The 25,435-nt window shown below is 69.8% G+C and carries 20 protein-coding genes and 23 tRNA genes; 31 read left to right on the forward strand and 12 right to left on the reverse strand.

Annotated features, from left to right (window positions below; translation table 11 throughout):
• Nucleotides 1-24: 24 nt before the first annotated feature.
• The 4 genes from AB0B57_RS04455 to AB0B57_RS04470 all read right to left on the reverse strand — a co-directional run bounded on the left by AB0B57_RS04455 (nt 25) and on the right by AB0B57_RS04470 (nt 5,236).
• Nucleotides 25-2,496, reverse strand: a complete 2,472-nt coding sequence (locus tag AB0B57_RS04455; protein WP_357065070.1) for an FtsX-like permease family protein — start codon at nt 2,494-2,496, stop codon at nt 25-27.
• On the reverse strand, nt 2,493-3,254 hold the full coding sequence (locus AB0B57_RS04460) for an ABC transporter ATP-binding protein (protein ID WP_357065072.1): 762 nt from the start codon (nt 3,252-3,254) through the stop codon (nt 2,493-2,495). The genes AB0B57_RS04455 and AB0B57_RS04460 overlap by 4 nt, the downstream gene beginning before the upstream one ends.
• A gap of 111 nt (nt 3,255-3,365) precedes the next feature.
• Nucleotides 3,366-4,022, reverse strand: a complete 657-nt coding sequence (locus tag AB0B57_RS04465) for a response regulator transcription factor (protein ID WP_357065074.1) — start codon at nt 4,020-4,022, stop codon at nt 3,366-3,368.
• The gene (locus AB0B57_RS04470; protein WP_357065075.1) at nt 4,010-5,236 is read right to left on the reverse strand and encodes a sensor domain-containing protein; all 1,227 of its coding nucleotides are present in this window, start codon (nt 5,234-5,236) and stop codon (nt 4,010-4,012) included. Before AB0B57_RS04470 ends, AB0B57_RS04465 begins: the two co-directional genes overlap by 13 nt.
• A gap of 168 nt (nt 5,237-5,404) precedes the next feature.
• Between AB0B57_RS04470 and AB0B57_RS04475 the strand changes: the two genes are divergently transcribed.
• Complete coding sequence (locus tag AB0B57_RS04475) at nt 5,405-5,635, forward strand: hypothetical protein (protein WP_357065076.1); 231 nt, start codon at nt 5,405-5,407, stop codon at nt 5,633-5,635.
• Between the two features lie 109 nt (nt 5,636-5,744).
• Here the strand turns inward: AB0B57_RS04475 and AB0B57_RS04480 are convergent, their stop codons facing one another.
• Together AB0B57_RS04480 and AB0B57_RS04485 are read right to left on the reverse strand one after the other, a co-directional pair.
• Nucleotides 5,745-8,015, reverse strand: coding sequence for a glycoside hydrolase family 44 protein (locus AB0B57_RS04480; RefSeq protein ID WP_357065078.1), 2,271 nt, complete (start codon nt 8,013-8,015; stop codon nt 5,745-5,747).
• 154 nt (nt 8,016-8,169) lie between these two features.
• Entirely contained in the window at nt 8,170-8,745 is a 576-nt protein-coding gene (locus AB0B57_RS04485; protein WP_357065079.1) for an NADAR family protein, read from the reverse strand.
• 325 nt (nt 8,746-9,070) lie between these two features.
• Between AB0B57_RS04485 and AB0B57_RS04490 the strand changes: the two genes are divergently transcribed.
• The 25 genes from AB0B57_RS04490 to AB0B57_RS04610 all read left to right on the forward strand — a co-directional run bounded on the left by AB0B57_RS04490 (nt 9,071) and on the right by AB0B57_RS04610 (nt 13,434).
• Complete coding sequence (locus AB0B57_RS04490; protein ID WP_357065081.1) at nt 9,071-10,561, forward strand: endo-1,4-beta-xylanase; 1,491 nt, start codon at nt 9,071-9,073, stop codon at nt 10,559-10,561.
• 196 nt (nt 10,562-10,757) lie between these two features.
• On the forward strand, nt 10,758-10,889 hold the full coding sequence (locus AB0B57_RS04495; protein WP_357065083.1) for a hypothetical protein: 132 nt from the start codon (nt 10,758-10,760) through the stop codon (nt 10,887-10,889).
• Nucleotides 10,890-10,962: 73 nt separating this feature from the next.
• Nucleotides 10,963-11,035, forward strand: a tRNA-Trp gene (locus AB0B57_RS04500).
• A 110-nt stretch (nt 11,036-11,145) separates the two neighbouring features.
• Nucleotides 11,146-11,221: transfer RNA gene (locus AB0B57_RS04505), tRNA-Pro, on the forward strand.
• 1 nt (nt 11,222) lies between these two features.
• Nucleotides 11,223-11,295 (forward strand) — tRNA-Ala (locus AB0B57_RS04510).
• Between the two features lie 33 nt (nt 11,296-11,328).
• Nucleotides 11,329-11,402, forward strand: a tRNA-Glu gene (locus tag AB0B57_RS04515).
• 17 nt (nt 11,403-11,419) lie between these two features.
• Nucleotides 11,420-11,492, forward strand: a tRNA-Gly gene (locus tag AB0B57_RS04520).
• A gap of 7 nt (nt 11,493-11,499) precedes the next feature.
• A tRNA-Gln gene (locus tag AB0B57_RS04525) sits at nt 11,500-11,576 on the forward strand.
• An 8-nt stretch (nt 11,577-11,584) separates the two neighbouring features.
• Nucleotides 11,585-11,660 (forward strand) — tRNA-Leu (locus AB0B57_RS04530).
• 1 nt (nt 11,661) lies between these two features.
• Nucleotides 11,662-11,736, forward strand: a tRNA-Met gene (locus AB0B57_RS04535).
• Nucleotide 11,737: 1 nt separating this feature from the next.
• Nucleotides 11,738-11,821, forward strand: a tRNA-Leu gene (locus tag AB0B57_RS04540).
• A gap of 25 nt (nt 11,822-11,846) precedes the next feature.
• Nucleotides 11,847-11,922, forward strand: a tRNA-Asp gene (locus tag AB0B57_RS04545).
• Between the two features lies 1 nt (nt 11,923).
• Nucleotides 11,924-12,013: transfer RNA gene (locus tag AB0B57_RS04550), tRNA-Ser, on the forward strand.
• A gap of 1 nt (nt 12,014) precedes the next feature.
• A tRNA-Ile gene (locus AB0B57_RS04555) sits at nt 12,015-12,091 on the forward strand.
• 1 nt (nt 12,092) lies between these two features.
• Nucleotides 12,093-12,165, forward strand: a tRNA-Arg gene (locus tag AB0B57_RS04560).
• 5 nt (nt 12,166-12,170) lie between these two features.
• Nucleotides 12,171-12,243, forward strand: a tRNA-Thr gene (locus AB0B57_RS04565).
• A 5-nt stretch (nt 12,244-12,248) separates the two neighbouring features.
• Nucleotides 12,249-12,337 (forward strand) — tRNA-Ser (locus AB0B57_RS04570).
• A 1-nt stretch (nt 12,338) separates the two neighbouring features.
• Nucleotides 12,339-12,412, forward strand: a tRNA-Lys gene (locus AB0B57_RS04575).
• A gap of 44 nt (nt 12,413-12,456) precedes the next feature.
• Nucleotides 12,457-12,528, forward strand: a tRNA-Lys gene (locus AB0B57_RS04580).
• A gap of 2 nt (nt 12,529-12,530) precedes the next feature.
• Nucleotides 12,531-12,609 (forward strand) — tRNA-Met (locus tag AB0B57_RS04585).
• 86 nt (nt 12,610-12,695) lie between these two features.
• A tRNA-Val gene (locus AB0B57_RS04590) sits at nt 12,696-12,767 on the forward strand.
• Between the two features lie 348 nt (nt 12,768-13,115).
• A tRNA-His gene (locus tag AB0B57_RS04595) sits at nt 13,116-13,190 on the forward strand.
• A 1-nt stretch (nt 13,191) separates the two neighbouring features.
• Nucleotides 13,192-13,275 (forward strand) — tRNA-Tyr (locus AB0B57_RS04600).
• 6 nt (nt 13,276-13,281) lie between these two features.
• A tRNA-Arg gene (locus tag AB0B57_RS04605) sits at nt 13,282-13,354 on the forward strand.
• A 9-nt stretch (nt 13,355-13,363) separates the two neighbouring features.
• A tRNA-Cys gene (locus AB0B57_RS04610) sits at nt 13,364-13,434 on the forward strand.
• Nucleotides 13,435-13,465: 31 nt separating this feature from the next.
• Here the strand turns inward: AB0B57_RS04610 and AB0B57_RS04615 are convergent.
• Complete coding sequence (locus AB0B57_RS04615; protein WP_357065085.1) at nt 13,466-14,119, reverse strand: hypothetical protein; 654 nt, start codon at nt 14,117-14,119, stop codon at nt 13,466-13,468.
• A 299-nt stretch (nt 14,120-14,418) separates the two neighbouring features.
• Here AB0B57_RS04615 and AB0B57_RS04620 point away from each other — a divergent pair, with 299 nt between their 5' ends.
• Nucleotides 14,419-15,648 carry a cytochrome P450 gene (locus AB0B57_RS04620; protein WP_357065086.1) on the forward strand — a complete coding sequence of 410 codons (1,230 nt, stop codon included), beginning with the start codon at nt 14,419-14,421 and terminating at the stop codon, nt 15,646-15,648.
• Nucleotides 15,645-15,872: a ferredoxin gene (locus AB0B57_RS04625; RefSeq protein WP_357065088.1), complete on the forward strand. Its 228-nt coding sequence runs from the start codon at nt 15,645-15,647 to the stop codon at nt 15,870-15,872. The genes AB0B57_RS04620 and AB0B57_RS04625 overlap by 4 nt, the downstream gene beginning before the upstream one ends.
• A 65-nt stretch (nt 15,873-15,937) precedes the next feature.
• On the opposite strand, the gene AB0B57_RS04630 is transcribed toward AB0B57_RS04625, so the two are convergent.
• The 3 genes from AB0B57_RS04630 to AB0B57_RS04640 all read right to left on the reverse strand — a co-directional run bounded on the left by AB0B57_RS04630 (nt 15,938) and on the right by AB0B57_RS04640 (nt 20,376).
• A complete protein-coding gene (locus AB0B57_RS04630; protein ID WP_357065090.1) occupies nt 15,938-17,311 on the reverse strand; it encodes a serine hydrolase domain-containing protein in 1,374 nt (457 codons plus the stop codon).
• Nucleotides 17,312-17,493: 182 nt separating this feature from the next.
• Nucleotides 17,494-19,008: an FAD-dependent monooxygenase gene (locus AB0B57_RS04635; protein WP_357065092.1), complete on the reverse strand. Its 1,515-nt coding sequence runs from the start codon at nt 19,006-19,008 to the stop codon at nt 17,494-17,496.
• A 702-nt stretch (nt 19,009-19,710) separates the two neighbouring features.
• A complete protein-coding gene (locus AB0B57_RS04640; RefSeq protein ID WP_357065094.1) occupies nt 19,711-20,376 on the reverse strand; it encodes a hypothetical protein in 666 nt (221 codons plus the stop codon).
• Nucleotides 20,377-20,468: 92 nt separating this feature from the next.
• On the opposite strand from AB0B57_RS04640, the gene AB0B57_RS04645 reads away from it, so the two are divergent.
• Entirely contained in the window at nt 20,469-21,152 is a 684-nt protein-coding gene (locus tag AB0B57_RS04645; protein WP_357065096.1) for a TetR/AcrR family transcriptional regulator, read from the forward strand.
• Nucleotides 21,153-21,276: 124 nt separating this feature from the next.
• Here the strand turns inward: AB0B57_RS04645 and AB0B57_RS04650 are convergent, their stop codons facing one another.
• Nucleotides 21,277-22,497: an MFS transporter gene (locus AB0B57_RS04650; RefSeq protein WP_357065098.1), complete on the reverse strand. Its 1,221-nt coding sequence runs from the start codon at nt 22,495-22,497 to the stop codon at nt 21,277-21,279.
• Between the two features lie 172 nt (nt 22,498-22,669).
• Here AB0B57_RS04650 and AB0B57_RS04655 point away from each other — a divergent pair, with 172 nt between their 5' ends.
• Entirely contained in the window at nt 22,670-23,905 is a 1,236-nt protein-coding gene (locus AB0B57_RS04655) for a low temperature requirement protein A (RefSeq protein WP_357065100.1), read from the forward strand.
• 27 nt (nt 23,906-23,932) lie between these two features.
• Here the strand turns inward: AB0B57_RS04655 and AB0B57_RS04660 are convergent, their stop codons facing one another.
• Nucleotides 23,933-24,541: a TetR/AcrR family transcriptional regulator gene (locus AB0B57_RS04660; RefSeq protein WP_357065101.1), complete on the reverse strand. Its 609-nt coding sequence runs from the start codon at nt 24,539-24,541 to the stop codon at nt 23,933-23,935.
• A gap of 333 nt (nt 24,542-24,874) precedes the next feature.
• Here AB0B57_RS04660 and AB0B57_RS04665 point away from each other — a divergent pair, with 333 nt between their 5' ends.
• Nucleotides 24,875-25,435 (forward strand): hypothetical protein, encoded by a 561-nt coding sequence (locus tag AB0B57_RS04665; protein WP_357065103.1) that lies wholly within the window; start codon nt 24,875-24,877, stop codon nt 25,433-25,435.

A 25,435-nucleotide genomic window follows, 5' to 3' on the forward strand; every position in this document is an offset into this window, starting at 1 on the left:
CCGCCGAACTCCGAGCCGCGACGCCTACTCCTTCACCCCGATGTTGTCGATCGGAGGAGCGCTGAGCAGCCGTCGGACGGGCAACACAGTGGTTGTCAACGCCAGCAGTGTGGTGCCGCCGAGCACTGCCACCCAACCGAGCGGCGGGACGTACGGGATCGGGCTGCCGGTCAGTCCGTTGACGATCGCACTCAGGGTCAGCGCCGCGATCGTCGCGCCGATCAGCACCGCGGTGCCGAGCAGCCCGGCCTGTTCGGCCTGGACCATCCTCCGAATCTGACGGCGGGTGACCCCGACCAGTTGCAGCAACGCCAACTCGCGGCGGCGGGCCAGCGCGGCCAGCACCATCGTGGTCGCCGCCGCCAGCGCCGCGTACCCCACCATCACGCCGATCAGCAGCCGGTTCAGCCAGGCGCCGAACGCCATATCGGTGCTGATCAGGCGGGTACGGGTGGTGGCGTCGAGAACCTCGGTGCCCGGATGCCCAGCCGACCACGTGGCCAACGCGGTGTCGGCCTCCGGGCCGGCGCGGACCAGGATCTCGTCGTCGGTACCCCCGGCCGTGTGCTCGGCGACCGTCTCGGCGGCCAGCGTGACGTCACCGAAACCGAGGCCACGGCCGTAGATCGCGATGACGTCCAACGTGACAGGGGTGCCGTCGCCCAGCCAGAGTTCCGCCTGGTCGCCGACGTCCCAGCCGGAAGTGGACGCCTGCATGGCAGACAGGGCGACAGTGCCGGCGCGCAGGTCGGCCAGGTTGCCCTCGCGCACGGCGAGGTCCATCGTCGACGTGATGCCCGCCGGGTCGACCGACTGCGCGCTGACCGGCTCGATTCCGCCGAGCGCCCGCACCACCACCTGCGTGCGGTGCACACCGGTGGCCGCCTGCACCCCGGGCAACTCACGGATCTCCCGCGCCGCGTCCGCCGGCAGCCCACCCGGAGCGACAAGCACCCGCTCGGCGAGGGTGCCCGCGCTGCTCTGCGTGGTGGTCTGCCGTTCCAGGTTGTTCTGCAGGAACCAGACCGATCCGCCGAACCCCACGGACAGCACGAGGGCGGTCAGGACTGTCGCCATGCCCTGCGCGTTGGCCCGCAGATTGGCCGCAGCCAGGTAGCCGCTGACCCGCCACATCCGCGGCAACAACGGTGTGAGCAGGCGTGCCGCGTACGCGTTGATCCTCGGTGCGAGCAGCGCCACCGCGATGACGAACAGGTACAGCATGCCGACCGCGCCGGCCAGTGCCCCGGTCGACCCGGCGGCACCGAGCGTGAACGCCCCGGAGGTGGTGGCCGCCACCAGCGTCAGCACGCCGGCGATCAGCCGCACCCGGCCGCTACGCCGAGGCTCGACAGCGATCTCGCCGAGCGCCTCGATCGGCTTGATCCCGGTGACCCGGCGTGCGGCGACCAACGCGGCGAGCACCGCCACGAGGACCGCCACGAGGACCGCGGCCGGCACCGCGAACAGGCCGCCGGTCATCGGGAAGCTGGCCGGCACGAACCCCCGCCCGACCAGTTCGCCGTGCACCCAGCGGGCCGCCAACAGGCCGGCCGGGCCGCCGATCGCAGAGCCGATCAGGGCGAGCAGCGCGGCCTCGGCTACCAACATGCGGCGCACCTGCCCCGGCGTGGCCGCGACCGCGCGTAGTAGCGCCAGGTCACGTCGACGGTGCCGGACGGACAGCCCGATAGTGCCGGCCACCACGAAGACGATCAGCAGGACGACGTACCCGCCGAAAACCGATCCGACCTCGATCAGCAACGTCTGGGCGGCCTGGTCCTCCGACTGCTCGACGTTCCCACGGTCTTTCCCGGCGTACGTCGTGGCGCCGGCCGCCGACGCGATCTCGCGTACCGGGCCGAGGTCGGCGCCGGGCACCATCCGTACGCCGATCGCATCCACCCGGCCCGGGTGGGCGGACAACCGGGCGGCCTGCACGTCGGTGAAGAACACCGCCGCCGAACCGGTCTCGGCGGTTCCGCTCACCCGGTACGACCGGCTGACCCCGCCGACGACCAGGTCGATGCGGTCGCCGGGTGCCACGCCGAGACGGGTGTCGACAAGCACCTCGTCGTCGGCTCGTGGCGCGGCACCCGCGCCGATGGGACGACCGGTGAACGCGTACGTGTCCCAGCCGTGTCCCACGGCAGCGGGTGAGCCGATCAGCACCCGTTCGTCGCCGGTGACGGCCGCGACGCCCGGCACCTGGCGGATCCGGTCCACCAGGGCCGCGTCCACAGTGCCGCCCTCGGGCAGCGTGACCGTGCTCGTGGTGGTGTCGCCGCCGAACTCCTTGAACGTGTGGCTGACCGTGCGGTTGGCGACGACCACGTCGGCCGTTGCCCAGAGCCGTGGCTCCGTGCGGAAACGCAGCCCGGACTCGACGAGCGTGCCCATCGATACCAGGATCAGCACGCCGGCGATCAGGGCCAGCAGGGTCGCGGCGGCGGGGCCGACGCGGTGCCGCAGCAGGCGGGCGGCGAGGCCGGTCATCGCAGGACCCGCCGATCCAGCGAGGCCAGGTGCTCGGCGATACCGGCGGCTCCGAGCTGCGGCAGGTCGGCGACGATCGCACCGTCGGCCAACACGAGCACGCGGTCCGCGTACGACGCGGCGATCGGATCGTGGGTCACCATCACCACGGTCAGCCCGTTCTCGTCCACGACCGCGCGAAGCAGCGTCAGCACCTCCGCCGCGGTCCGCGAGTCGAGGGCGCCGGTAGGCTCGTCTGAGAAGATCACCTCGGGGCGGGTGGCCAGCGCCCGGGCGATCGCCACCCGCTGCTGCTGGCCGCCGGAGAGCGCGGCCGGCCGGTGGTGCAGTCGGTCGGTGAGGCCGACCCGCTCGACCACCTGGGCCAGCCAGGCCCGGTCCGGACGGACGCCGGCCAGGCGCAGGGGCAGCACGATGTTCTCCTCGACGGTGAGCGCGCCGATCAGGTTGAACGCCTGAAAGACAAACCCGATCCGGGTACGACGCAGCTCGGTCAGGCGGGTCTCGGACAGCCCCGACAGGTCGGTGCCTCCGATGACCACCCGACCGGAGGTGGGCCGGTCGAGCCCGGCCGCGGTCTGCAGCAGCGTGCTCTTGCCGGAGCCCGAGGGCCCCATCACCGCGGTGAAGGTGCCCCGGTCGAAGCCGACATCGATGCCCGCTAGCGCGGTCACCTGGTTACGGCCGGCGCCGTACACCCGGGTGAGGTGTTCGACGCGTACCGCCGGTTCGATGGTCTGTCCCGGATTGTCCGGCATTCTGGTGGCCTCTCTCCGTGTCATCGGCAAGAACTGCGCGCACCAGAAACGCTATTGACGTGCGAGAACGGCGACCATCCCGTGGGCTGCCAGGTCCGGGTACAGCAGGCGCTACCGCTGATCACCGTTCAGGTAGCGCAGCACCGCGGTGACCCGGCGGTCGGCATGGTCGTCCGGTGGAAGCTGAAGCTTCGAGAAGATGCTGCGGATGTGCTTGTGCACCGCGCCGTCGGTGACGAACAGCCGCCCGGCGATCGCGCTGTTGCCAAGCCCTTCGGCCATCAACCCCAGTACCTCACGCTCACGCGGCGACAGCTCGCCCAGCGCCGTGTCCGTCCGGCGGTTGCGGGCGAGCAACTGCGCCACCACCTCCGGGTCGATCACGCTGCCGCCGTCCGCGACGCGGTGCAGCGCGGCGAGGAACTCCTCGACCCGGCCCACCCGCTCCTTCAACAGATAACCGAGCCCGACGGCGCCGACCGAGAACAGGTCGGTGGCGAAGGCCTGCTCCACGTACGCCGACAGGACCAGCACCGCGAGGCCGGGGCGGCGCCGCCGGGCCTCCACCGCGGCCACGATGCCCTCGTCGGTGTGGGTCGGCGGCATCCGTACGTCCACGATCGCGACGTCCGGCGCGTGTTCGTCGACGGCGACCAGGAACTCGCCTGGAGTACCGGCCGTGGCGACCACGTCCAGATCCTCCGCCCGCAGCAGCAGAGCCAACCCCTCACGCAGCAGCGGGTCGTCCTCGGCGATCACGATCCGCATGGCAGCTCCACGTCCATTCTCGTCGGCCCTCCCGGCGGGCTCGTCAGTGTCATCAGCCCGTCGTACGCCTCGACCCGCCGGCGGATACCGGTCAGCCCCGAGCCACGTTTCTCGTCCGCGTCGCCGTGCCCGTCGTCCTCGACGCACACCAGCAGCCGGCCGCGCTCGCGGCGCACGGCCACGTCCACCTGGCTTGCACCGCTGTGCCGGACGACGTTCGTCAGCGCCTCGGCCACCACGAAGTACGTGGTGGCCTCGACCGAGGCCGCGCACCGCACAGCCACGTCCACCTCGAGTCGGCAGGGCACCACGCAGCTGGCGGCCAGGCCCGCCAGCGCGCCGGCGAGACCCCGGTCGTCCAGCACGGGCGGCAGGATCCCGCGCACGACCGTACGAAGCTCGCCGAGTGCCTGTTCCGCAGCGTCCTGCGCCTGCCCGAGGATCTCGTCGGCGCGGTCCGGATTGCGGCGCGCGGCCCGCCGCGCGGCCCCCAGCAACAGGTTGACCGCGACCAACCGATTCTGGGTGCCGTCGTGCAACGAACGCTCGATCCGGCGCAGCTCGACCGCGTGGGCGTCCAGCGCCGCAGCGCGGGTGGCGGTCAGCTCAGCCACCCGCAGCGACAGGTCGACACCCGGCGGCGGAGGCAGCAGCAACCGGCCCGGCCACGCCTGGAGACGGGCCAGGACCGGGCTGAACCAGATCGCGGCGGCCAGCCAGCCCACCCCGAGCAACCCGACCACGAGTGCGTCGGGCAGTCCGTCGATGCGCCACCAGACGATCCCCGGCTCGCCGGCATCGGCAGGGAGCAGCCGGTAATACAGCGGGAATGTGACGTACTGGACGGCAGAGAGGGGCAGCACGAGGCCGACCAGCCCGGTCACCAGGCCGACGAGCGAGGACAACCCGACCCAGCCGAGCTCCCGGCGGACGAAGGGATCACGCGTCGCCGTCCGCAACCCGGCCGGCACCGGCCCCGGCGTGGGGATCGGCTCGCCCCAGCGGGACAGTCGGGCCCGCTCGCGGTCGGCCACCGAGCGCACCGCCCGCAACGCGCCGGGTGCCGCCAGCAGCCCCACCCCGCCCAGGCAGGCCACCGCCACGATCGCCGCCCAGAGCAGCGCGCCCAGGGCCAGCGCGGCGGTGCCCAGCCCTCCGACGAGGTGCTCCAGGGCGTCGACCGAGGCGCGAACCCGGCTCCGCACGTACGTCATCGACCCACCTCCCTCGCCAACATAGGCCACCGCGGAACCCGCCCGGCAACGCCCTGCGCGGAAGGTACAGCCTGCTGTACCACTGTCGTCGAGTTGGCGGGATCGTCCCCGCCGCGCCGCCCGCCTAGCGTTGACGGCGTCGAGGATCGAACGCCCGAGGAGGCAGCCATGACCGATCCGTACCGCATCACCGAGGCCCCGGTCGACACGCCGAAGAGGCCGGGCGGCCGGCTACGCCCGCTGCTGTGGCTGGTGCTCTTCGTCAGCGCGGCGGCCAACGTGGTGCTGTCGACCGCGGCGGACAACCAGTGGATCAGCTCGGCGTTCGGCCTGGTGGCGCTGCTCTGCGCGGTCGCGCTGATCGTCCACCACCGCCGTAACCGCGCCCGGGCGTCGTAGGGACGGCGGGCAGTGTCGCCACTCGGGAGCGAGGGGGCCGGGGCGCTGCTGCGCCCCGGCCCCCTCCGGACTGCTCCGCGGGTGTGCCGCGGAGGAGGTGTCTCTCAGGTCACCCGCAGCGTTGACCGTTGAGGTCGAAGGCGGTTGGTGCCGGATTGGTGCCGCTCCACCTGCCGTTGAAGCCAATGCTGGTGGACGCGCCGGGAGCGAGTTTGCCGTTCCAACTCATGCTGTCCGCGGTGACGCTCGTTCCGTTCTGATTCCAGGTCGCCGACCAGCCCTGGTCGACCTTCTGAGCGGTGGTGGGGAAGTCGAAGGCGAGTTTCCAGCCGTCGATCGCGGTGGTGCCGGTGTTCTTGATCGTCACGGCCGCGGTGAAGCCGCCCGACCAATTGTAAGCCGTGTAGCCGACAGTGCAGGTTGCGGTCGGGGCGGTGGGCGCGGTCCGCACGGCCAGGCCGGGCGAGGCCGCCGAGACGTTACCCGCCGCGTCCCGGGCGGTCACCACGAAGGTGTACGGCGTGTCCGGCGTCAGCCCGGTCACGGTGTACGTGGTGCCGGTGGCGCTGCCCACCTTCACCGGGCCGGCGGTGTCGACCCGGTGCACGTCGTAGCCGGTGACGGCGGTGTCGTCGGTGGACGGCGTCCAGGTCAGCGCGACGCTGTCGCCGGTGATCGTGCCGGCGGTCGGCTTGCCCGGGACGGTCGGCGCCTGGGTGTCGCCGGGCGTGGTGCCGCGCGGCAGCACCAGGTGGGTGATCGAGTTGGCCGGGAAGGTGGCCGTGAGGCCGCTGGCGGTCACCGGCAGGTCGGCCTCCCGGACGACGCCGGCGAGGTTCGCCCCGCTGTAACGGTAGACCTGGGCGGTGCTGGCGGAGGCGCCGGTGAGGGCGACCGGGCTGGTCAGGTCGTCACCGGTCTTGTTGACGACGACCAGGGTGAGCGCCTTGTCGGCGCTGCGCTCGGCGGCGTACACCGCCAGCCTGCCCTGGTCGGCGCTTGTCGCCTGGACGGAGGTCTCGCCGAACGCGCCGCCCTTGCCGTCGTAGTTGCGGAAGACGCGGAACGCGTTGGCCACCGGCTGGTCGGCCGTGGGTGCGGTCCAGAGGGTGGCCAGGTCGAGTCCTTCGCGGCCGAAGATGCCGAGGACGTCGGCCTGGGCGAGCGCGCCGTTGAGCGACCCGAAGGCGCCCCAGTTGTACTCGGTCATCGCGATCTTCGTGCCCGGGTAGTGCTGGTCGACCAGCTCGCGCAGGCGCGGAATGTACCGGACCGGACTGTTGATCCAGCTCTCGTCCACGTAGGTCGGGTCCCAGAGTTGGCGGGTCGAGCGCAGTCGCAGCGCCTGGGTGTTGGCGTCGCCGGCCGCGTCGCCCAACACGCCGGCCTGCTGCGGGTAGAGGTGGACGTCGAAGTAGTCGAGGATGCGTGTGCCGTGCTGCTGCTCGTACTCACGCATCCGGTCCAGATACCACGGCCCGAGGTCCTGGCCGCCGTGCGCGGCCTTGTCCGGTGGGTTCGACCAGCAGCCGGTGCGCGAGCAGGTGTCCTGGTCGAGGCCCGAGTAGAGGATCGAGTTCAGGCCCCAGCCGACGGGACCGAGCGTCTTCGCGCCGGGGTCGGCAGCCTTGATGGCGGCCGCGTACTCGTAGGTGCGGTCGCGTAGCTCGTCGTAGCCCAGCCCGGTCGGGCGGACGTCGCGGTGGGTGGAGTGCCACAGGTCCGGCTCGTTGTCCAGGTTGTAGAACTGGACCCCACCGTCGGCGGCGGCGCCGAACTGCCCCTTGAGGTGGTTGACGAAGTCGGTGGCGTACTCCGGGCCGACGGCGACGCTGGTGTCCTCCGGATCGGTGCCGGTGATCGGTGACCCGTCCGGCTTGATGCCGTTGCCGCAGTCCGGGGCCCAGGTGTCGGTGGACTGCTGTGGGCCGTACTTGGCGACGCTGAAGCCACACGCCCGCGACCGGTCCTTGGCGATCCAGCCGAGCATCGGCATGGTCATGACCGTGGCCGCGCCGGTGGCCTTGTTCTGCTGCACGAACCGGTCGGTCTCCGAGCCCTCCGGGAGGTCGTCCGGACTCGGGTTGTCGTTGGGGATGTTCTCGAAATACCAGTCTGCCGCGCGGTTGGTGGTGTCGGCACGGAAGTTGTAGCGGGTGGTGGCGTTGCCGCCGTAGCGGTGCACCGGCAGCCGCAGATCCTGGGCGAGAACCTGGTCGGCGAAGTTCATGCCGTAGATGTACGGGCTGATCTGGTGGCGGGCGGCGGTGGTGTCGACGGTGAGCGCCGGGCCGGCCGCGGCCAGGGCGGGTTCTGGCAGGGCCAGACCGGCGAGGGCCGTGGCGAGCACGACCGGGAGTAGAGCGGTGGTGGGACGCACGAGCATTCCTTTCGCATAGGAGCTCGACGATGGGAGCGCTTCCACAGGGTTGCGCTTTCCCGGCTCCGAGTCAACGCCGGAAGACCCACTGTGGATCATGTCGAATTCGACTCGATTCGACCTGTTCGGGCAGTTGGTACGGCGGGTCGAACTCCTACCCCTCGGTTGGTCCCTGTTCGCGTAGGGCCGCGCGGGCTCGCATGAGTGCGAAGCCGAGCAGGTTCAGCCCTCGCCACCGGGCGGGGTCGGTGGCGTGCGGGTGGTCTGCGGCCAGGCCGATTCCCCAGACCCGGTCGAGCGGGCTGGCCTCCACAAGCACCCGCTCGCCGGTGCCCAGCAGGTAGCTGCGCAGCGCAGGATGCTGGCCGAACTTCGCCGCGTTGCCAGTCACCACGATGTCGTAGCGGTGCTGCTCCCATGCCCTCTGGTCGAAGCCGGTGACCTGCCGGCCAAGGGTCTTCGCGGCGTGCGGGTGCGTGACCGTCAGAGTCTGGGCGGCCGTCGCCCGGTCACCGAACAGCGTGGCCTTGCGCCACATCATGTAGTGCTCGGCTGTGGCGAAGAGCAGCCCGTCGATGGTGAACGGCGCCGGCCACCACTGACTCAAGCACCCAGCCCCGATGCCGCCGTCGCGCTGCGGCTGGTGGCCCCAGAAGAACAGGAACTTCACCCGGGCGCCCGAACGCATCCTGCCGGTCAGCTCCCCGACGCTGCTCGGTGACGTCGCCATGTGGGTGAGTGTGCGGCACCAGCAGGTCGGCCGCACCACCATTACCGGGGGCGCGGATCGAATTGATTCGATATATCATCCCGGGCAGGGCAGTGTCACTCCGCACGGGCGTACGGCGCGGAGTGCTCACCATCCACCGGGCGGGCCGGGCAGCCAGCGGTGGCCACCGATTCGGGCGCGGCTGGGTTGGCGCCGGCTCGGCGTTACCTGCGGCGTGCTGGTCCAGTGGCGAGCGCGGTGCTCCGTTCGTCGGCCGTGCAGCGAACGTCGGTTCCGTGCCCCGCATCGGCAATGGACCAGACAGCACACCGAGGAGAACGCACAGATGAACGACGTACCCGCTCAACCGAAACGCCGACCCAGGGGTGCCGCCAGGCTGCTTCTGGGTGGGGCCTGCGCCCTGGCGATCACCGTGTCCTCGATGGCCCTGGCGACCTTCGCCCGCGCCGACCTCAGCGGTCCGCCCGGGACCACCCTGAAAGCCGCCGCCGAGCGCAGCGGCCGGTACTTCGGCGCCGCCATGGGGTCGGACCGTCTCACCGACTCGGGCTTCCTGACCATCGCGGACCGCGAGTTCGACATGATGACGGCCGTCAACGAGATGAAGCCCGACGCGACCGAGCCCAACCCCGGCCAGTTCGACTTCCGTCGCGGTGACGCGATCTACAACTGGGCCACCCAGCACGGCATGCGGTTCCGTGGTCACACCCTGGCCTGGCACGGCCAGCAGCCCAGGTTCTGGGGAAGTCTCAGCGGCAGCGCCCTGCGGGCCGCGATGGTCAGCCACATCAACGGCGTCATGGCCCACTACAAGGGCAAATTCGCCTACTGGGACGTGGTGAACGAGGCCTACGCCGAGAACGGCAGCCGGCGGTCGTCGAACCTGCAGGCCACCGGGAACGACTGGATCGAGGTGGCGTTCCGGACCGCGCGCGCCGCCGACCCGAGCGTCAAGCTGTGCTACAACGACTACAACATCGAGAACTGGACGTACGCCAAGACGCAGGGCGTCTACAACCTGATCAGGGACTTCAAGGCCCGGGGCGTCCCGGTCGACTGCGTCGGCCTGCAGACCCACTTCACCGGTGGCAGCTCACTGCCGAGCAACTTCCAGCAGACGCTGTCCAGCTTCGCCGCCCTCGGGGTCGACGTGGCGTTGACCGAGGCCGACGTCACCAACGCCTCGACCAGCCAGTACCAGGGCCTGACCCAGGCCTGCATGAACGTCCCCCGCTGCGTCGGCATCACGACGTGGGGCATTCGGGACAGCGACTCCTGGCGCGGCAACGAGAACCCGCTGCTCTTCGACCGCAACAGCAACCCCAAGGCGGCGTACACCGCAGTCCTCAACGCTCTCAACGCCGCCTCCACCACGGTGCCGGGCACACCGCCGACGAGTGCTCCGCCGACGTCTGCTCCGCCGACCAGTGCTCCGCCGACGTCTGCTCCGCCGACCAGTGCTCCGCCGACGTCTGCTCCGCCGACGAGTGCCCCGCCGACCACGCCGCCGCCGGGTGGCTGTGGCGCGACGTACCGCATGGTCAACAACTGGAACGGTGGTTTCCAGGGCGAGGTCACCGTGGCCAACAACGGCTCCGCCACCCTCAGCGGCTGGACCGTACGGCTGACGCTGGCCAGTGGGCAGACCATCGCCAATGTCTGGAACGGCATCAACACCGGCACCAGCGGGACAGTCAGCGTCCGCAACGCCGAGTACAACGGGTCTCTCGGCGCGAACGCCTCGACCACCTTCGGCTTCCTGGCCAACGGCAGCAGCAGCGCGGCGCCCGGCAACCTCTCCTGCACCAGCCCCTGACCGGTAACACGTACCAGCCCTTCGCCTCAGGACGCTGACCGGGCCCGGAGCCATCGGCTCCGGGCCCGAGTGCCGTCGTTGTCGGTCGGACCCGGTGAGTCACCTGGCGGCAGCTCGGAATATCCATTGCCATCCGCTTCGCACAGCGCCTACCTTGAATGAGCAAGGCCGTTCCGACCAACCCAAGGAGTTCCCCGTGTCGCAGTATGCCTACACCGAAACCACGCGGTTCACGCCGCGCGGCGGTGTCGTGCTGCCCTCGATCGGGCGAGCCCACGATCTGTGCGCGAGTGAGCAAAACTGGAAGCCGGGGTGGCGGCGCGAATAGCGCCAGCGCAAGCTGCGAAGCCGCCCACCCCGACCGGGGCAGGGCGGCTTTCTCGTTACTGAAGCACCTTGATAGGGGCGTAGCTCAACTGGGAGAGCACCGGCCTCCAAAACCGAAGGTTGCAGGTTCGAGTCCTGCCGCCCCTGCTTTTTCGCCACGGCCGCGGCCGGTGGCGCCGCACATTCTCAACTCCACAGTGGATGGCATGAGCAAGACCCCGGCCGGCGCCTGCACGGGCCGGCCGGGGGCACTATCTCCGGGACGAGGGAGACGGCTGACCCGCTCGCTTTGGGAGCGAGAGACACGGGGTTCGACACCCCGGTCCCGGACCACGGGGTTGTAGCTCAGTTGGGAGAGCGCCGGTTCGGCAGACCGGAGGTCGAGGGTTCGAATCCCTTCTTCTCCACGCATTCGCGACCGCGATCCCCGCCGGTTCCATGGGCCGTTGGAGCAAGCTGGCAGCTCACCTGGTTCTCAGCCAGGAGGTTACGGGTTCGAGCCCCGTACGGCCTACGCAAAGAAAATGCCACGCGGTCGTGGTGAACTCGGCGGACACGTCGGTCTTCCAAACCGAAGAAGCGGGGTCGGTGCCCGCCGGCCGCTCAACCGTTCCGGGATGCTCTGCTGGCAGGGGCGACGGGACTTTGGATCCCGGTACAGTCGCAGGTTCGATTCCTGCTCCCGGAGCTCACCATGCCCTCGTAGCCCAACGGAAGAGGCGCGGTCGTGAGGCGGCCGTAGTTGCACGTTCGACTCGTGTCGAGGGCACCAAGCCGACGTAGCTCAACGGCAGAGCATCCGGCTCATAACCGGAAGGCCCCCGGATCGACCCCGGGCGTCGGCACCACGCGCTCGTGGTGGAACTCAGGTAGACACGCACGGCTCAGGTCCGTGTGCCGAAAGGCGTGGGGGTTCGACTCCCCCCGAGCGCACTCACCGGCTTCCGGCCGGTCCCATGCTGGCGTAGCTCAGCGGCTTGAGCACCTCGTTGTCAGCGAGGCGGTCGCGGGTTCGAGTCCCGTCGTCAGCGCCACGGAGAGGTCGCCTAGTCCGGCCGATGGCACCGCGTTGCTAACGCGGAGCGGGTGACACCGCCGAGGGTTCGAATCCCTCCCTCTCCGCCATGTCGTCGTGGCCAAGCTGGTTAAGGCACTGCGCTGATAACGCAGAGATCGTGGGTTCAACTCCCTCCGACGACACCATGCCCCCGTGGCTCAGCGGATAGAGCACCAGATTACGGATCTGGGGGTCGCGCGTTCGAATCGCGCCGGGGGTACGCATCGGGGTGTGGCGCAGTCGGTGGCGCGCCGGTCTGGTGGACCGGAGGCCGTCGGTTCGAGCCCGGCCATCCCGACTCATGGTGAGGCCACCCGATAGGTGACGGGCGCCGCCTCGAAAGCGGACAGGGCCGCAGGGCCTTGGGGGTTCGACTCCCTCCCTCACCGCCAAGCGCCGCTAGCTGAGTGGCTTAGCACCGGATTCTTAATCCGGGGACCGGAGTTCGACCCTCCGGCGGCGTACCACCGTGCCCCGCTGGCGCAGCGAACAGAGCGGGGCGCAGCACGATGTCGCCGGCGCCTGATGGCCGGGCTCCGGACTTTTAATCCGGACTGCGGGGGTTCGATTCCCTTCGGCGGCACTTGCGGGGTAGAGGAGTTCGGTCGTCCTCGCCGGCCTCATAAGCCGGAGCTCGCGGGTTCGAATCCCGCCCCCGCCACCACGTCCCTATCCGTTCGGGTCGGCCCTGGCACCGGGAGTGCCAGGCGCAAGCGCGGCAGCACACTCCGCGGCCGACCCCCTCATCACGCCCTGATAGCTCAGCGGGAGAGCACCGGTTCGACAAGCCGGGGGTCGCTGGTTCGACACCAGCTCGGGGTACGCAACGCGCGTTCGGTTATGGGCAACTCGCCGCCCCGCCCGAAAGCGAAAGATCTAGGGCTAGATAAACGGACGAAGCTTACGGCAGCCGACGTTATTGAGATCAGGGCGTCCAACCTGTCCGGGGAGCAGCTTGCTCCCGTTTTCGACGTGCGTCCGCAAACGATCAACAAAATTCGACGGCGTGAGATCTGGAAAGACGTTGCATATTTTTTGGGCGATGGAGCGGGTTCAAGCCCCGCACGCGCGACCATTCCCTTGTAGCTCAAGCTGGCAGAGCACCGCTCCCACACAGCGGGTCGCCCTGGTTCGAGTCCAGGTACGGGCACTGGCCTTCGGGCCGTAGTTGTGGCTGTAGCTCAGTGGTAGAGCGCCCGGTTGTGGCCCGGGAGGTCGCGGGGTCAGTACCCGCCAGTCACCCCACGGGAGTGCGCCACCGATGGTGAGGTGGGCCGGGTTGTAACCCCGGTGCGTTCGCGCTCAGGGAGTTCGAATCTCTCCACTCCCACGGCTTGCCCGCGTAGCTCAGCGGACAGAGCACCAGCTTCCGGAGCTGGGTGGCGGGGGTTCGATTCCCTCCGCGGGTGCTTCTGCCTGGTCGTGTGCCCGAGTGGTCAGGGAGCGGTCTGCAAAACCGCGCACGCCGGTTCGATTCCGGTCACGGCCTCGACTGCCATCCACTGTGCGGAGTGCGCCGGTCAGTTGATTGTCGTCACCTGTCGGAGGTCGTCCCGGTTGCCGGACAGGATGATCGTCACCTGACCGGCGTCCATGGCCAGATCGACGCATTCCGTGCTCCGGTCCAGCAGCCAGCCAACAGGTCGGCACCCCCGACCCCACCCTCGTGCCTCGACGTGCCGCTTCACCTCCGCGTAGAGGTCTTCGCCGGATTGACCGGCTCGGCCGGTAACCGTGATCCTCCGCTGGCACGATCCTGAGCCGCAGTCGCCGTCATCCGACGGAAGGACCGTGGCTTGCAGTCCGTTGGGCAGCGGCAGCACCTTGTCGGCTGCCGGGAAGAATGGCCCTGGTCGCCCGAGCAGTACGCCACAACAGAGCAGCACCAGCAACCAGCCGGCGAGCAGGTACGTCGACACGACGTTCCCGGGCCTGTGGCCGGGGCCGAGTCGGCGGCGTTCGTGCAGGCGGGCGGCAGCCACCGTCAGCGCGACCACCGCCACGCACACAAGCGAGATCTCCAACAGGCCACGCGGCAGGAAATAAATGAGTGTGGCGGCGAGCGCGGTCAACCCTGCGAGGAACAGCGCAACCAGCCATCGGATTCGCGGCGCTCGCGACATGTTGAGCCACAACAGCAGAATCGGCCCTGTCGCGAGCATCATCAACCGCACCGATTGATCATGCCAGCCCGATCCGACCCGCAATAACCACAGTGGGCGTACGACCGTTCCCGACGACTGCGCCGGTCGTCGAGACGAGGCCCGCAGGCAGGTCGCCGCGAGAGTGCTGTCGCGTACGGACGCGGACCAGCCTCCATGGCGATCATCGACGCCTGCCGCTACGATCCGGTATCGGTGAATCACCGAGCGTTGATGTGTGCTGTTCGTAAGACCTGGCCGCTGGCAATCCGGCGCCGCTACGCAGGTGGTGCCGGCCTGAGGATCACGCCGTCTCGACGAAGGAAATCCGGATGACGGAGAGCGCGCAGACCACCGAGAGCCGAACCGTTCCGCCCGCACGGCCCTACCCGTTCAGTGTGCCCGACCGCCTCGTCGTCGATCCGACCTATGGCGAGCTGCGCGAGACCGAGCCGATGACCCGGGTAAAGCTCCCCTACGGCGAGGAGGCGTGGCTCGCCACCCGGTACGAGGACGTCCGTACGGTCCTCGGCGACGTGCGGTTCGGCCGCGCCCCGGCCGTTCAGCGCGACGAGCCCAGGCTCACCCAACGCCAGCAGGACAGCGGCATGCTGACCATGGATCCGCCCGAGCACACGCGGCTGCGCCGGCTGGTGGCGAAGGCGTTCACGGCACGTCGGGTTGAGGCGCTGCGACCCCGAACCCAGGAGATCGCCGACGCGCTTGTCGACAACATGATCCGGCTCGGTTCTCCGGCCGACCTGGTGGAGCACGTCGCCACGCCGCTGCCGATCCAGGTGATCTGCGAGCTGCTCGGCGTCCCGTACGCCGACCGCGACCGCTTCCACATCTGGTCCGAGGCGATCGTCTCGACCACCTCGCTGCCCCCGGAAACGATCCAGGAGTACCTGAACAGTCTCTGGAGCTACATGGGTGACCTGGTCGCCGAGCGCCGCCGCGAGCCGGGGATCGACGACCTGCTCGGCGCGATGGTGCGGGCCCGCGACGAGAATCAGGATCGGCTCAGCGAGACCGAGTTGGTGGAGCTGGCCGGCGGGCTGCTCGCGGCCGGCCACGAGACCACGGTGACCCAGATTCCCAACTTCGTCTACGTCCTGCTGCACAATCCGGACCAGCTCGCTCGGCTGCGGGCCGACCCGTCGCTGGTGCCGGCCGCCGTCGAGGAACTGCTGCGGTACGTGCCGCTCGGCGTCGGCTCCTCCTTCGCCCGGTACGCCAAGGAGGACGTCGAGGTCGGCGGGGTGCTGGTCCGGGCAGGTGAGCCGGTTCTCGGCTCACTGTCGTCGGCGAATCGGGACGGTACGGTCTTCGCCGACCCCGACCGGCTGGATCTCGACCGCGAGCAGAACCCGCACCTGGGCTTCGGGCACGGCGTGCACCACTGCGTCGGCGCGCAGCTGGCCCGCATGGAGTTGCAGGTCGCTGTGGCCACCCTCGTGACTCGCCTACCCGGATTGCGGCTCGCCGTTCCGGAGGCCGAGCTGGAGTGGAAGCGGGGCATGTTGGTGCGGGGCCTGCTCGGCATGCCGGTGGCCTGGTGAGCACCGCATGGCGGATCGGGGTGGACGCCCGCCGCTGCATGGGCACGGGCGTCTGCGTCGGGACCGCACCCGAGCACTTCCACCTGGTCGGCGACCTGTCCGCGCCGCTGGCCGACGTCGTCGCCCCGGCCGAGGCCATCGTCGACGCCGCCAACTCGTGCCCGGTGGAGGCGATCACGGTCCGCGACGCCACCGACGACCGGCTGATCGCGCCGGAGGAGTGACCCGAAATCGAGCCCGGCCGGCTGCGCCGCCGCAGATGATCCTCAAGATCAGTGCGCTCGTGAGGTCAGCCGGCCCGCCAGCCGGCCGGGTCGACGCCGCCGGGCACTGGCGCCGCAGGGTCGTAGGGCTGCCGGGTGAAGACGAAGGTGCCAAGATCGAGGTGGCTGACGGCGCCGGTCGCGTCGCGGTGCACCCGCAGCCGTTCGCCGGCGAAGTAGCCGTTGAGCCCCTCCCAGTCGCCGTCGCCGGTGGGGCGCAGCCGGGTGCCGCGCCCGCCGGACAGCGGGGTCAACTCCAGGAAGTCATCAGCCTGCGGGCGCAGCACGTACGGGGCCGGCCCCCAGTACCACGGGCCGGCGAGATCCAGTAGCTGTGGGTCAACCGAGGGCAGCGGTCGCCACGGCGCGGGGATCCGGGGCTCCCGCTCGGCGACCGTCTGCAGCAGATCAGCGGCGAGAGCACCGGCGGACAGGCCGGCGGTCACGTTGCCCATCACGACCGCGCCCAGAGCCTCGTCGGGGCTGACCCAGACGGCCGCGACGAAGCCCGGCATCGAGCCGGTGTGCCCGGCCAACAACCGGCCGTCGCGGCGCAGCAACTGCATGCCGAGCCCGTAGCCGCTGTCCCGGTCCGTCGCCTCCGGTGGGCTCGCCGGGGTGCGCATCTGCGCGACGGTGTCCGGATGCAACACCCGGTCGTCGCCGTCGATGAGGAACGCCGCGAACCGGGCCAGGTCCGTCACGGTCGACCACAGCTGCCCGGCAGGGGCCATCAGGCCGGTTTCCACGGCGGGCTCCGCCAGGAGCACATCGGCCCAGGGATGCACCGCCCAGCCCGTGGCATGCGGCGCGACCGGCAGCAGGGTGGTGCGGGTCATCTCGAGTGGCTCCAGCACCTCGCGCCGCAGCACCTCGCCCCAAGCCTGCCCGCGAACCCGCTGCACCAGCGCGCCGAGCAGCGCATAGCCGGGGTTGGAGTAGTGGTGTCGCTGTCCGGACGGATGTACCTGCGGTTCGCTGCCCAGCAGGTCGGCCAGGTCGGGCCGCAGCGTGCCCGGGGTCCGTTCCCACCACGGGCCGGGCGCCTCGGCGATCAGCCCGGCGGTGTGCGCCAGCAGTGCACCGACCGTGGCCTGGCCCGCCGCCGTGCCGGGCAGGTGCTCGGCCAGCGGGTCGGTAAGCGCGAGTTGCCCCTCGTCGCGCAGGCGCAGCACCAGCACCGCCAGGAAGGTCTTGGTGATCGAGCCGATCCGGTATTGGAGGTCGCCATCCGGCACCCTGCCGTCCACAGTTCCCCACCCGTCCACCCACACCGGACGGCCATCACGCACCACGGCAGCGACGACCGAAGGCGCCCGACCCGCTACCTGACCAGTGGCCAGCCGGTGGACGAGCGCACGTCGGGTTTCGGGTAACAGCGGCGTCGGGATCGGTGACATGTGGGGCAACCTACCGGGCGGCCCGCGCGGCCCGGAATGATCCGGCGGGTCCGGATCTGCCACCGTGCGCGCGGCAGCGTGAGTTGAGGGCGCCGCTGTCAGTAGGCGCCGGTGGTACGCGGTGGCTTCCGCGAGGCCGTTGTCACGAGCCGAGGCGGCGGTGATCTGTTCGGGCGGGTGCCTCAGGTGTGGCGTCGGCCGGCCGTCGGCAGCATGAGCTCGGTGTATGTGGACAGGGTGCCGGTCCAGTCGTCGTGGGCCTCATAGGCGACGTAGCCGTCGGGCCGGACGAGGATCTGCGCCGGACCGGTGATGCCGTAGACACGGCGCACTCCTGCCGCGTCCTTCTCGGGGATCTCGACGGTCTTCAGAGCAGCGCCCGTACCTGGCCACGAGATGTGCTTGAGCGCCGACACCGCGGGTTCCCCGACGGCGATGAGGGTGAAGTGAGCACCGCGAAACGCGTCGAACAGTTGGCCCGAGCGGCCGTCGGTGTCGAGGTAACGCGCGTTGGGTGCGCGGTCTCCGGCGATGACGTTGGGGGTCTCGTCGTCGCTGTCGGCAGCCAGCGGACCGCCGCGGTAGTTGAGGGCGAGTTGGCGTTCCTCGTCGCCGCGTTTGGCCGCGGCGAGCGGGCGACTGTTCATCCGGGCGTAGATGTCGCTCGACAGCCCCAGCACCCGGGCGGCGATGGGCTGCCGTTCGGCCTCGTAGGTGTCGAGCAGGACGTCGGGGGCTCCGGCCAGGACCTGGGCCAGTTTCCAACCGAGGTTGTAGGCGTCCTGCACGCCGGTGTTCAGGCCCTGACCACCGGTCGGCGGGTGTACGTGGGCGGCGTCGCCGACGAGGAAGACGTTCCCGGACCGGTAACGCTGCGCCAACCTGATGTTCGGCCGCCACACCGACGCCCAGTGCACCTCCGCCACGTGCAGTTTGGCGCCCGCGTACTCGTGAACGAGGCGGTTTACGGCTTCCTGGCTTAGGTCGGCCTTGTCGTCCGGACGCAGCTTGAGCATCAGTTGGAACTTGTCGCTGTCCGGCAACGGGCACAGTGCCATGAACCGGCCGTTGCCGCGGGGCCAGATGTGCCACCGGTTGCGGGGCAGACCGGGCACTGTCACATCAGCGACGATCATACGGTCGCTCTCGTCGGTGTCCCCGACGAAGTCGATGCCCGCGGTACGGCGGACAACACTGCCGCCTCCGTCGGCGCCGACCAGGAAACGGGCGGAGATCCGCACGGTGCCGGCCGGACCGTCGACGGTGGCGACGACACCGTCCGCATCCTGCTCGTAGGACGTCAGCCGGGTCCGGTACTCGACCGTGCCGCCGAGTTGTTCGAGACGGCGTCTGATCGCCGCGTCCGTTTCGTACTGCGCCACCAGAAGGGTGTTCGGGTGGGGAACATCCTCGGTCGGCTTGCGGTGCTTGATCATCACCCAGGGCACGGTGAGGGGGCCGACGTGCGCGCCGAGCAGGGGATAGAGCGAACTGCGGGATTGGATTTCGGCCAGGATGCCGAGGTCGTCCAGAACCTCTTGGGTTCGTGGCTGGATTCCTTTGGCCCGAGAGCCTTCGAAGCCATGCTCGGCGGCGTCGATGACGCGCAGCCGAACACCCCGGCGCTGAAGATCACAGGCCAGCGCGAGCCCGGCCGGGCCGGCCCCGACCACCAGCACGTCGATACGGTCAGTCATTGCCGTCACCTCGAAGCTCGGAAACGCGGTTGAGTGGGATCGCCCACCGCACGGATCGATCGGGCGCTGCGCCAGCGGTCCCGTCGCCGAATGTCAGGTCGGCGGAGAGTCGCGTCCTGGCCTTCAGCATTTATGGATACAGTGTAGCCGAAAATAAATGGCCGGCACAATGCCGTGGGTCTCCCGCTCGTCGGTCAGCAGGGCGGTCCACTCGGCGGTCGGTGATCAGGTCGGCCGACCCATGGCTCGCGAGGAAGGTGCCCCCGGCAGCGCGGGCGAACGACACGGAAACGGACGTCGCGGATGCCAGACAGATCAGGGATATGTTGGCCACTCGAGAGAAAAACTGAGGCCTGGTAACCAGAGGGCTCGTCTGTGATGGCGGAAACCGGCGTAGGCGAGCCAGGACTGGTCCGGCACCAGGAACAAGCGCTGGGACCAGCCACCAGGGCTGCCCGGTGGTCGCGAAGACGACGAGAGCGGCTCCGGCGACGGTCAGCCCTTCGATCCGAAGCCAGGTCAGGGGCCGGCCGGTGACGACACCTGGCGTCCCGGCGACGACGTCGGGCGATGGCCGGGCCGGGGCCCACTTTCTACCGCGTGGTTCCGGGGCACTCGCTGGTGACTCAGTGCTGGTCATGCGCTCCTCGTGGGTAGGTGCGGGTCAGGTGGACGGCTCGCCGGTGATGCCTGCCCGAAGGCTCATCCGTGCGCGAGCGTCTGCAACCAGACGACCAACAGGCCGGCGACACCGAGGGTCAGGAGGAACAGCGTTCGCTGCCACCACGGCACCCTGATGCCGCGTATCGCGACGGCGGCGACGGTCACGAGCGTTGCGAGGAGAGCGGCTGCGGAAACCCGCAACGCGGGGGTGACGGGCCAGGCGCCGAGAGCGGAGGCACCGAGCAGCACAAGCGGGGCGACGACCGTCACCAACGAGCCCAGCGAGGCGCGCAGCGCGTGGCGCAGCTCCGGACCGTTCAAGAACCGATCGTGTACGGCCAGGTGTGAGAGCACGTCGGCGGTCAGCGCGGCGACCACCGTCCCGGTGGTCGTGACGAGCAGGACGAGGAGGGCCTCGACGGGTGTCCCGGGGTGGGAAGCCACGACGAGAGTGACGGAGAGCGCGGTGAAGGTGACATAGATGCCCTCGCGCAGGGAGTCGGTCTGCTGCGCGGGGGTCGCCGCCGGGGTGAACCGGCGGCGGCGAGAGGACTTTCGATCAGTATTTATGGCTACAGCGTAGCCATAAATTTTCGAACATGCCAGTGGATCCCCGGACAGCCACCCGGCCACGGCACCTGATGCCAGAGCGTCGCGCCGCCGGAGCCGCGGCTCGCGGCGGTCCTTGACTCCGGCAACGCCCACGTCCACTTCTCCTGGTCCCCTGCGTGTAGCGTCTTCGTACTGTCCTGACCCGCGGGTCGTGGCCGCGAACTCGTGATGGGAGACGCGATCGAATGGATGGTCCGGCCAGAAAGGAACCAAAGCGGCCACGAGGACGTCCGGCCGTCGGGCGCGTCCGTATCGTCGAGGCGGCGCTCGGCATCCTCGACGAGGAAGGCGCGGACGCACTCACCTTCCGAGCTGTGGCCAAACGTCTTTCGTCGAGCACGGCGACGCTCTATCGGCATGTCGAAGGCCACTCTGAACTACTCGGCCTCGTCATGGACCACCTTCTTGGCGAGGCTGACGGGCAGATCCGGGCCCAACTCGGCGCAAGCGCGACCTGGGACGAGGTCTGCCGCAACTCCGCCAGAATCTCGTACCGGGTCCTGTCGAGCCACAACGCCTCAGCGCACCTGTTCACCAGCAGGTTTCCTCTCGGGCCGAACGGCCTGGTCATCCGGGAACGGATGCTGGCGGCCCTGTTGCAGGCCGGGTTTCCCCCGGTGATATCCGTGAACACGGTCGCGATGATCTCCCACTACGTGGTGGGGTTCGCGATGCAGAACGACGCGACGGTCAGCCGTTCGACGCTGGAGGACACCTTTCTGGGCGGAGGCGGGGGCCCGTACCCCGCCACGGCTTCGGTCGTGCACCTCCTGCCCCGTCCGCTGGACGAGGAATTCGAGTTCGGGCTCGATCTGATTCTGCAAGCCCTGAACAACGGCCTCCCGGGTTCCGCACCTCCGGTGGGGTAGGGATCAGTGGCGACCTGACACTGACGGCTCGACCTCGGCGGGTGGCGCCGGGAGTTCAGCGGCTGGGCTGATCATGCTTCGAGGCGTGGGCGAGGAGCGCCAGGGTGGTCGTCCCAGCGGTGCGTCAGCGGGCGAGTTCGTCCTCGACGAACGCGGGCCTCGCAAGCGTGATCGCCGGGATGGTCGCCACGAGGGTGACAGCGAGCAGGAACAGCAGCGGCAGGGTCCACCCGCCGCTCAGGTCGTGCAGCAGCCCGACGAGCAGCGGACCGAGCGCGCCGAGCGCGTACGCGACCCCCTGGGCGAAGCCGCTCAGCGCGACGGTGCCGCCGTGGGAACGGGTGCGAACGTTGATGAGCACGAGGCAGACCGGGAACAGGATCGACCCCGAGCCGATGAGCAGCACCCAGAGCAGCGTGAGTGTCGTAGGGGCGAGCAGCAGGCCGAGGTAGCCGGACAAGAAGCTCACGACACCGGCGGCGATCAGCCAGCCGACGTTGCGCAGTCGCGCGACGAGTAGGGGCGCGACGAATGCGCCGGGCACGCTGATGATGCCGGTCGCGGCGAGCAGCACGCCGGCCTCGGTCGGCGTCGAGCCGGCGATGTCGCCGAGGATCTCGGGCAGCCACGCGAAGGCCGCGTAGGTGCAGATCGTGCTGGTCGAGAATACGACGGTGATCGACAGGGCCACGCGTGACCGCCACAGTCGCGAGACGAGGGCGGTAGGCGGGGACTCGACGGTGCCGGCATCCGAGAGTCGCTGGCGGCGCTCCCGCGCGATGATGACGAGCCACGGCACGAGTGCGACCATCGAGGTCACCGACCAGATACCGAGCGAGAACCGCCAGCCGATCTGCGCGGAGACCGGAGCGGCGACCGCGGCGGGCACGGCCGTGCCCACGCCCACGACGCAGACGTAGACGGCGGTCAGCAGTGCTACCCGGTCGGGGAAGTGGCGCCGCACGATCGGCGGCAGCAGCACATTGCCGATGCCCGTACCGGCGAGCGCGACGACGCTGCCGGCGAGTAGCACCGCGAAGCCCGGGGCGAACGCGCGCACCAGATGGCCGAGGGTCATGAGCAGCAGCGCGAGCACGATGCCGCCGTCGAGGCCGAAGCCGCGGGCGACGCGCGGCGCGACGAACCCAGAGGCCGCCAGCAGGATCGGTGGCAACGTGCCGAGCAGCCCGACGCCGATGTTCGATATCGGGATGTCCACCCGGATGTCGCCGAGGATCGGCGATACCGTGGCAACCGCCTGGCGCAGGGTGAATGCGACGAGCCCGATGCCCAGCAGTGCGGCCGTGCGTCCCGCCCACAGCGGAAGGCGGCGGTGCTCGGACATTCCCCCGACTCTAGTACTCCGTCCCGGGGATGTTGACCTTGGCCGAGCCCACACGTCGTCCAGCCGGGGGCGTCCACCTCCACACAGACAACCCCGGCGGCCGCCGTCGGGCCCGACGCAACCCTCCGGCGACCGGCTCGTTGGTGCGACAAGGGGCGGACGGAGGCGGGCGATGGCGGCGGGGCACGGCGTTGACCTGCTGCGCCCTCCCACGAGTTCGGGTCGCGCCACGTTCCTGGAGCTCTTCTTCGATCTGGCCTTCGTCGTGGCTCTCACCCGGGTCTCGCAGCGATTCGCCGGCCTGAATGATGACACTGGCTGGGCGCTCGTCACCGGGTTCGGTCGCACGCTGCTGCTCTTCCTGGCGCTCTGGCTGATCTGGTCACACACCGCCTGGATCACCAGTCGATACGAACCAGAGCGGTCGATCATCCAGGCCGTCGTGGTCGGCACCATGTTCGCCGGCCTGGTCATGGCGGTGGCGCTCCCACGTGCCATGGAGGAGCGAGCGCTGCCGTTCGCGATCGCGTACCTGACGGTGATGGTGGTGCGGCCCATGGTGGTCGCCGCCGCGCTGCGTGGCCATCCGCGACGGCTGGTGCCGTTCCGGCTTTCGGTGTGGGCGGCGGCGAGCGCACCGCTGTGGCTGGGCGGCGCGCTGGGTCCGGACCGACTTCGCCTGCCGCTGTGGGCTGTCGCCCTTGCCGTCGACTACCTCGCCTGGACACTGGGCTGGCCGTTGCCGTGGCTCGGAGCCTCGAAGATCGGCCGTTGGCGGATCGCCGGGACGCACCTCGCCGATCGTTACCAGCAGATGTTTCTCATCGCACTCGGTGAGTCGATCCTGGTCCTCGGTGTGGTCTTCAGCGGCACGGACTACTCCGCCGGGCGGGCGGCCGCCTTCGGGATCGCGTTCGTCACCAGCGCGCTGCTCTGGCGGATCTACTTTCACCGCGCCGGCCTGTTGTTGACCGATGCGCTGGAGCGGGCGGGCATGCCCGGTCGGCTAGGCGCGGCGTCGGAACGCACTCATCTGCTGATCGTGCTCAGCGTGCTCGTCACCTCGGTTGGGTACGAGCTGGTGATCGATCACCCGTACGGGCTGGTTCGGCCCGGTTGGCTCCTGTTCGTGGTGGGCGGTCCGATGCTTTTCCTCGTCGCCCGTATGCGGCTGGAGTACGAGATCTTCGGCCGGCATTCCCGTTCCCTGTTGATCGGCCTGGTGGCCCTGCTGCTGGCCACGCCGGCGTTGGCCCGCTGGGCGCCGATGGTCGGGCTGAGCGTGGTGGCCGGGGTGCTGGCCCTGATCGCGCTGCGCGACGCGCTGCGGAACCGGGGTCGGCCGCGGGAGGTTCCCGCGTCGCCGATCGGGCGGGAGACGTCCCACGACCGTGACTCCGAGGCGTGACCGCGCACGCCCTGTAAAGATCAAGCGCTAGCGGGCGGATTCGGCCGACCGGCGCTCGGCGTTGATCCGGAGAAGACCCTCGACCCCGCGGAGGAAGGTCTCGGACACCAACGCGGGGTCGAAGAGGCAGCCGGCTGCCATGGCGCCGTCGCGGAGCATGACGAAGTGACGCGCGGCGGGCTCTGCCGTCTCCTCGTGGACCTGCGCCATCAGTGTCGTGAGCGTGTCCAGGAACCACTGCCGGTGGGCGATGATCTCCCGGTGCACGGGATGGTCGGCGTCGGGATATTCCGCCGCGGCGTTCAGGAAGGCGCATCCGCGAAACCCGGGGGACTGGATGCTCTCGGCGATGGCGCCGGCGATCGCCAGGAGGGGGTCGCCCGGCGGCGGGTTGGCGGCGATGGCCGCGCCGACCGCGCCGCGATCCATCCGGTGAACTTCCCGCAGGTACGCGAGGATGAGGTCTTCCTTGCTGGGGAAGTGCCGGTAGAAGGTGGCCCGGGTCACTTTCGCCTCGGCGATGATCCGGTCAACACCGACGGAGTGGATGCCCTCGGCGTAGAAGATCTTGGTTGCCGTGCCGAGGAGCCGGGATCGCGCCTCAGAGGGCCGGTCAGCGGGTGCGCCGCGCTTCATGCGCCCATTCTAGCGGATAGAACGTTCGGTCTTAAGCGAACTTGCGTTGCCGCCCTGTCCAGCGGGCGCGGCTGAGGCTCCCTCGGCGATGGCTCACGGGCCCCCGGGTCGGTCCGGCCGCGTGACCTGGCCAGCGATAGCCGGCCTGCGCTCGCGTCACCCCATGCAGTAGGCGACCGGCAGGCACCTGGGCCGGCCGGAGGTGCGGTCTTCATCACCCCTGAGGTAGAACGTTCTGTCTTGACGCTGCCTCAGCGAAGGTGAGAACCTGTCATAGGTAGAACGTTCGTTCTGGCCAGGCCTCCGCACCATCCATCCCCGGAAAGGGCCATCGTGAGTTCCGTAGTTGCTTCGCCCGGCATTTCCCAGACCGCTTCCGCGCTGCGGCGGCTGTACTTCGTCCGCTTCGCGTTCGCCATCGTGTGGGCACTCGTGACGATCGCGACCGCCAAGGAGATCGGTCCGCTCACGGCGGTGCTGTTCGTGCTCTACCCGCTGTTCGACGTGGGCGCCGCCAGCTACGACCTCCGCTCGACGCGGGCCACCGGATCGTCGACCCTGCTGTACGTGAACATCGCGGTCAGCCTGATCACCGCCGTTGGCGTGGGTGTCGCCTGCGCGTCCGGAATTCCGGCGGTGCTGCGGGTGTGGGGTGCCTGGGCGGTTGTGGCTGGTCTGGTCCAGCTGATCGTGGGGGTCACCCGACGCAAGATGGGCGGGCAGTGGCCGATGATCATCAGCGGAGGCATCTCGGTGCTCGCCGGTGGGTCCTTCATCGCCGGTGCTTCCGCGGCTGACCCGTCGCTGACCAACGCGGCTGGCTACGCCATCCCCGGCGCCATCTTCTTCCTCATCGCTGCCCTCCGCCTCGGCCGCGGCGCGAAGGGCAACTGA

It is taken from the genome of Micromonospora sp. NPDC049101 (assembly GCF_040648675.1).
Taxonomy (GTDB): domain Bacteria; phylum Actinomycetota; class Actinomycetes; order Mycobacteriales; family Micromonosporaceae; genus Micromonospora.

Coding starts and splice junctions, on each gene's coding strand:
- AB0B57_RS04455 (WP_357065070.1), bottom strand. CDS start 2,496: ATGACCGGCCTCGCCGCCCGCCTGCTGCGGCACCGCGTCGGCCCCGCC.
- AB0B57_RS04460 (WP_357065072.1), bottom strand. CDS start 3,254: ATGCCGGACAATCCGGGACAGACCATCGAACCGGCGGTACGCGTCGAA.
- AB0B57_RS04465 (WP_357065074.1), bottom strand. CDS start 4,022: ATGCGGATCGTGATCGCCGAGGACGACCCGCTGCTGCGTGAGGGGTTG.
- AB0B57_RS04470 (WP_357065075.1), bottom strand. CDS start 5,236: ATGACGTACGTGCGGAGCCGGGTTCGCGCCTCGGTCGACGCCCTGGAG.
- AB0B57_RS04475 (WP_357065076.1), top strand. CDS start 5,405: ATGACCGATCCGTACCGCATCACCGAGGCCCCGGTCGACACGCCGAAG.
- AB0B57_RS04485 (WP_357065079.1), bottom strand. CDS start 8,745: ATGGCGACGTCACCGAGCAGCGTCGGGGAGCTGACCGGCAGGATGCGT.
- AB0B57_RS04490 (WP_357065081.1), top strand. CDS start 9,071: ATGAACGACGTACCCGCTCAACCGAAACGCCGACCCAGGGGTGCCGCC.
- AB0B57_RS04620 (WP_357065086.1), top strand. CDS start 14,419: ATGACGGAGAGCGCGCAGACCACCGAGAGCCGAACCGTTCCGCCCGCA.
- AB0B57_RS04630 (WP_357065090.1), bottom strand. CDS start 17,311: ATGTCACCGATCCCGACGCCGCTGTTACCCGAAACCCGACGTGCGCTC.
- AB0B57_RS04635 (WP_357065092.1), bottom strand. CDS start 19,008: ATGACTGACCGTATCGACGTGCTGGTGGTCGGGGCCGGCCCGGCCGGG.
- AB0B57_RS04645 (WP_357065096.1), top strand. CDS start 20,469: ATGGATGGTCCGGCCAGAAAGGAACCAAAGCGGCCACGAGGACGTCCG.
- AB0B57_RS04650 (WP_357065098.1), bottom strand. CDS start 22,497: ATGTCCGAGCACCGCCGCCTTCCGCTGTGGGCGGGACGCACGGCCGCA.
- AB0B57_RS04655 (WP_357065100.1), top strand. CDS start 22,670: ATGGCGGCGGGGCACGGCGTTGACCTGCTGCGCCCTCCCACGAGTTCG.
- AB0B57_RS04660 (WP_357065101.1), bottom strand. CDS start 24,541: ATGAAGCGCGGCGCACCCGCTGACCGGCCCTCTGAGGCGCGATCCCGG.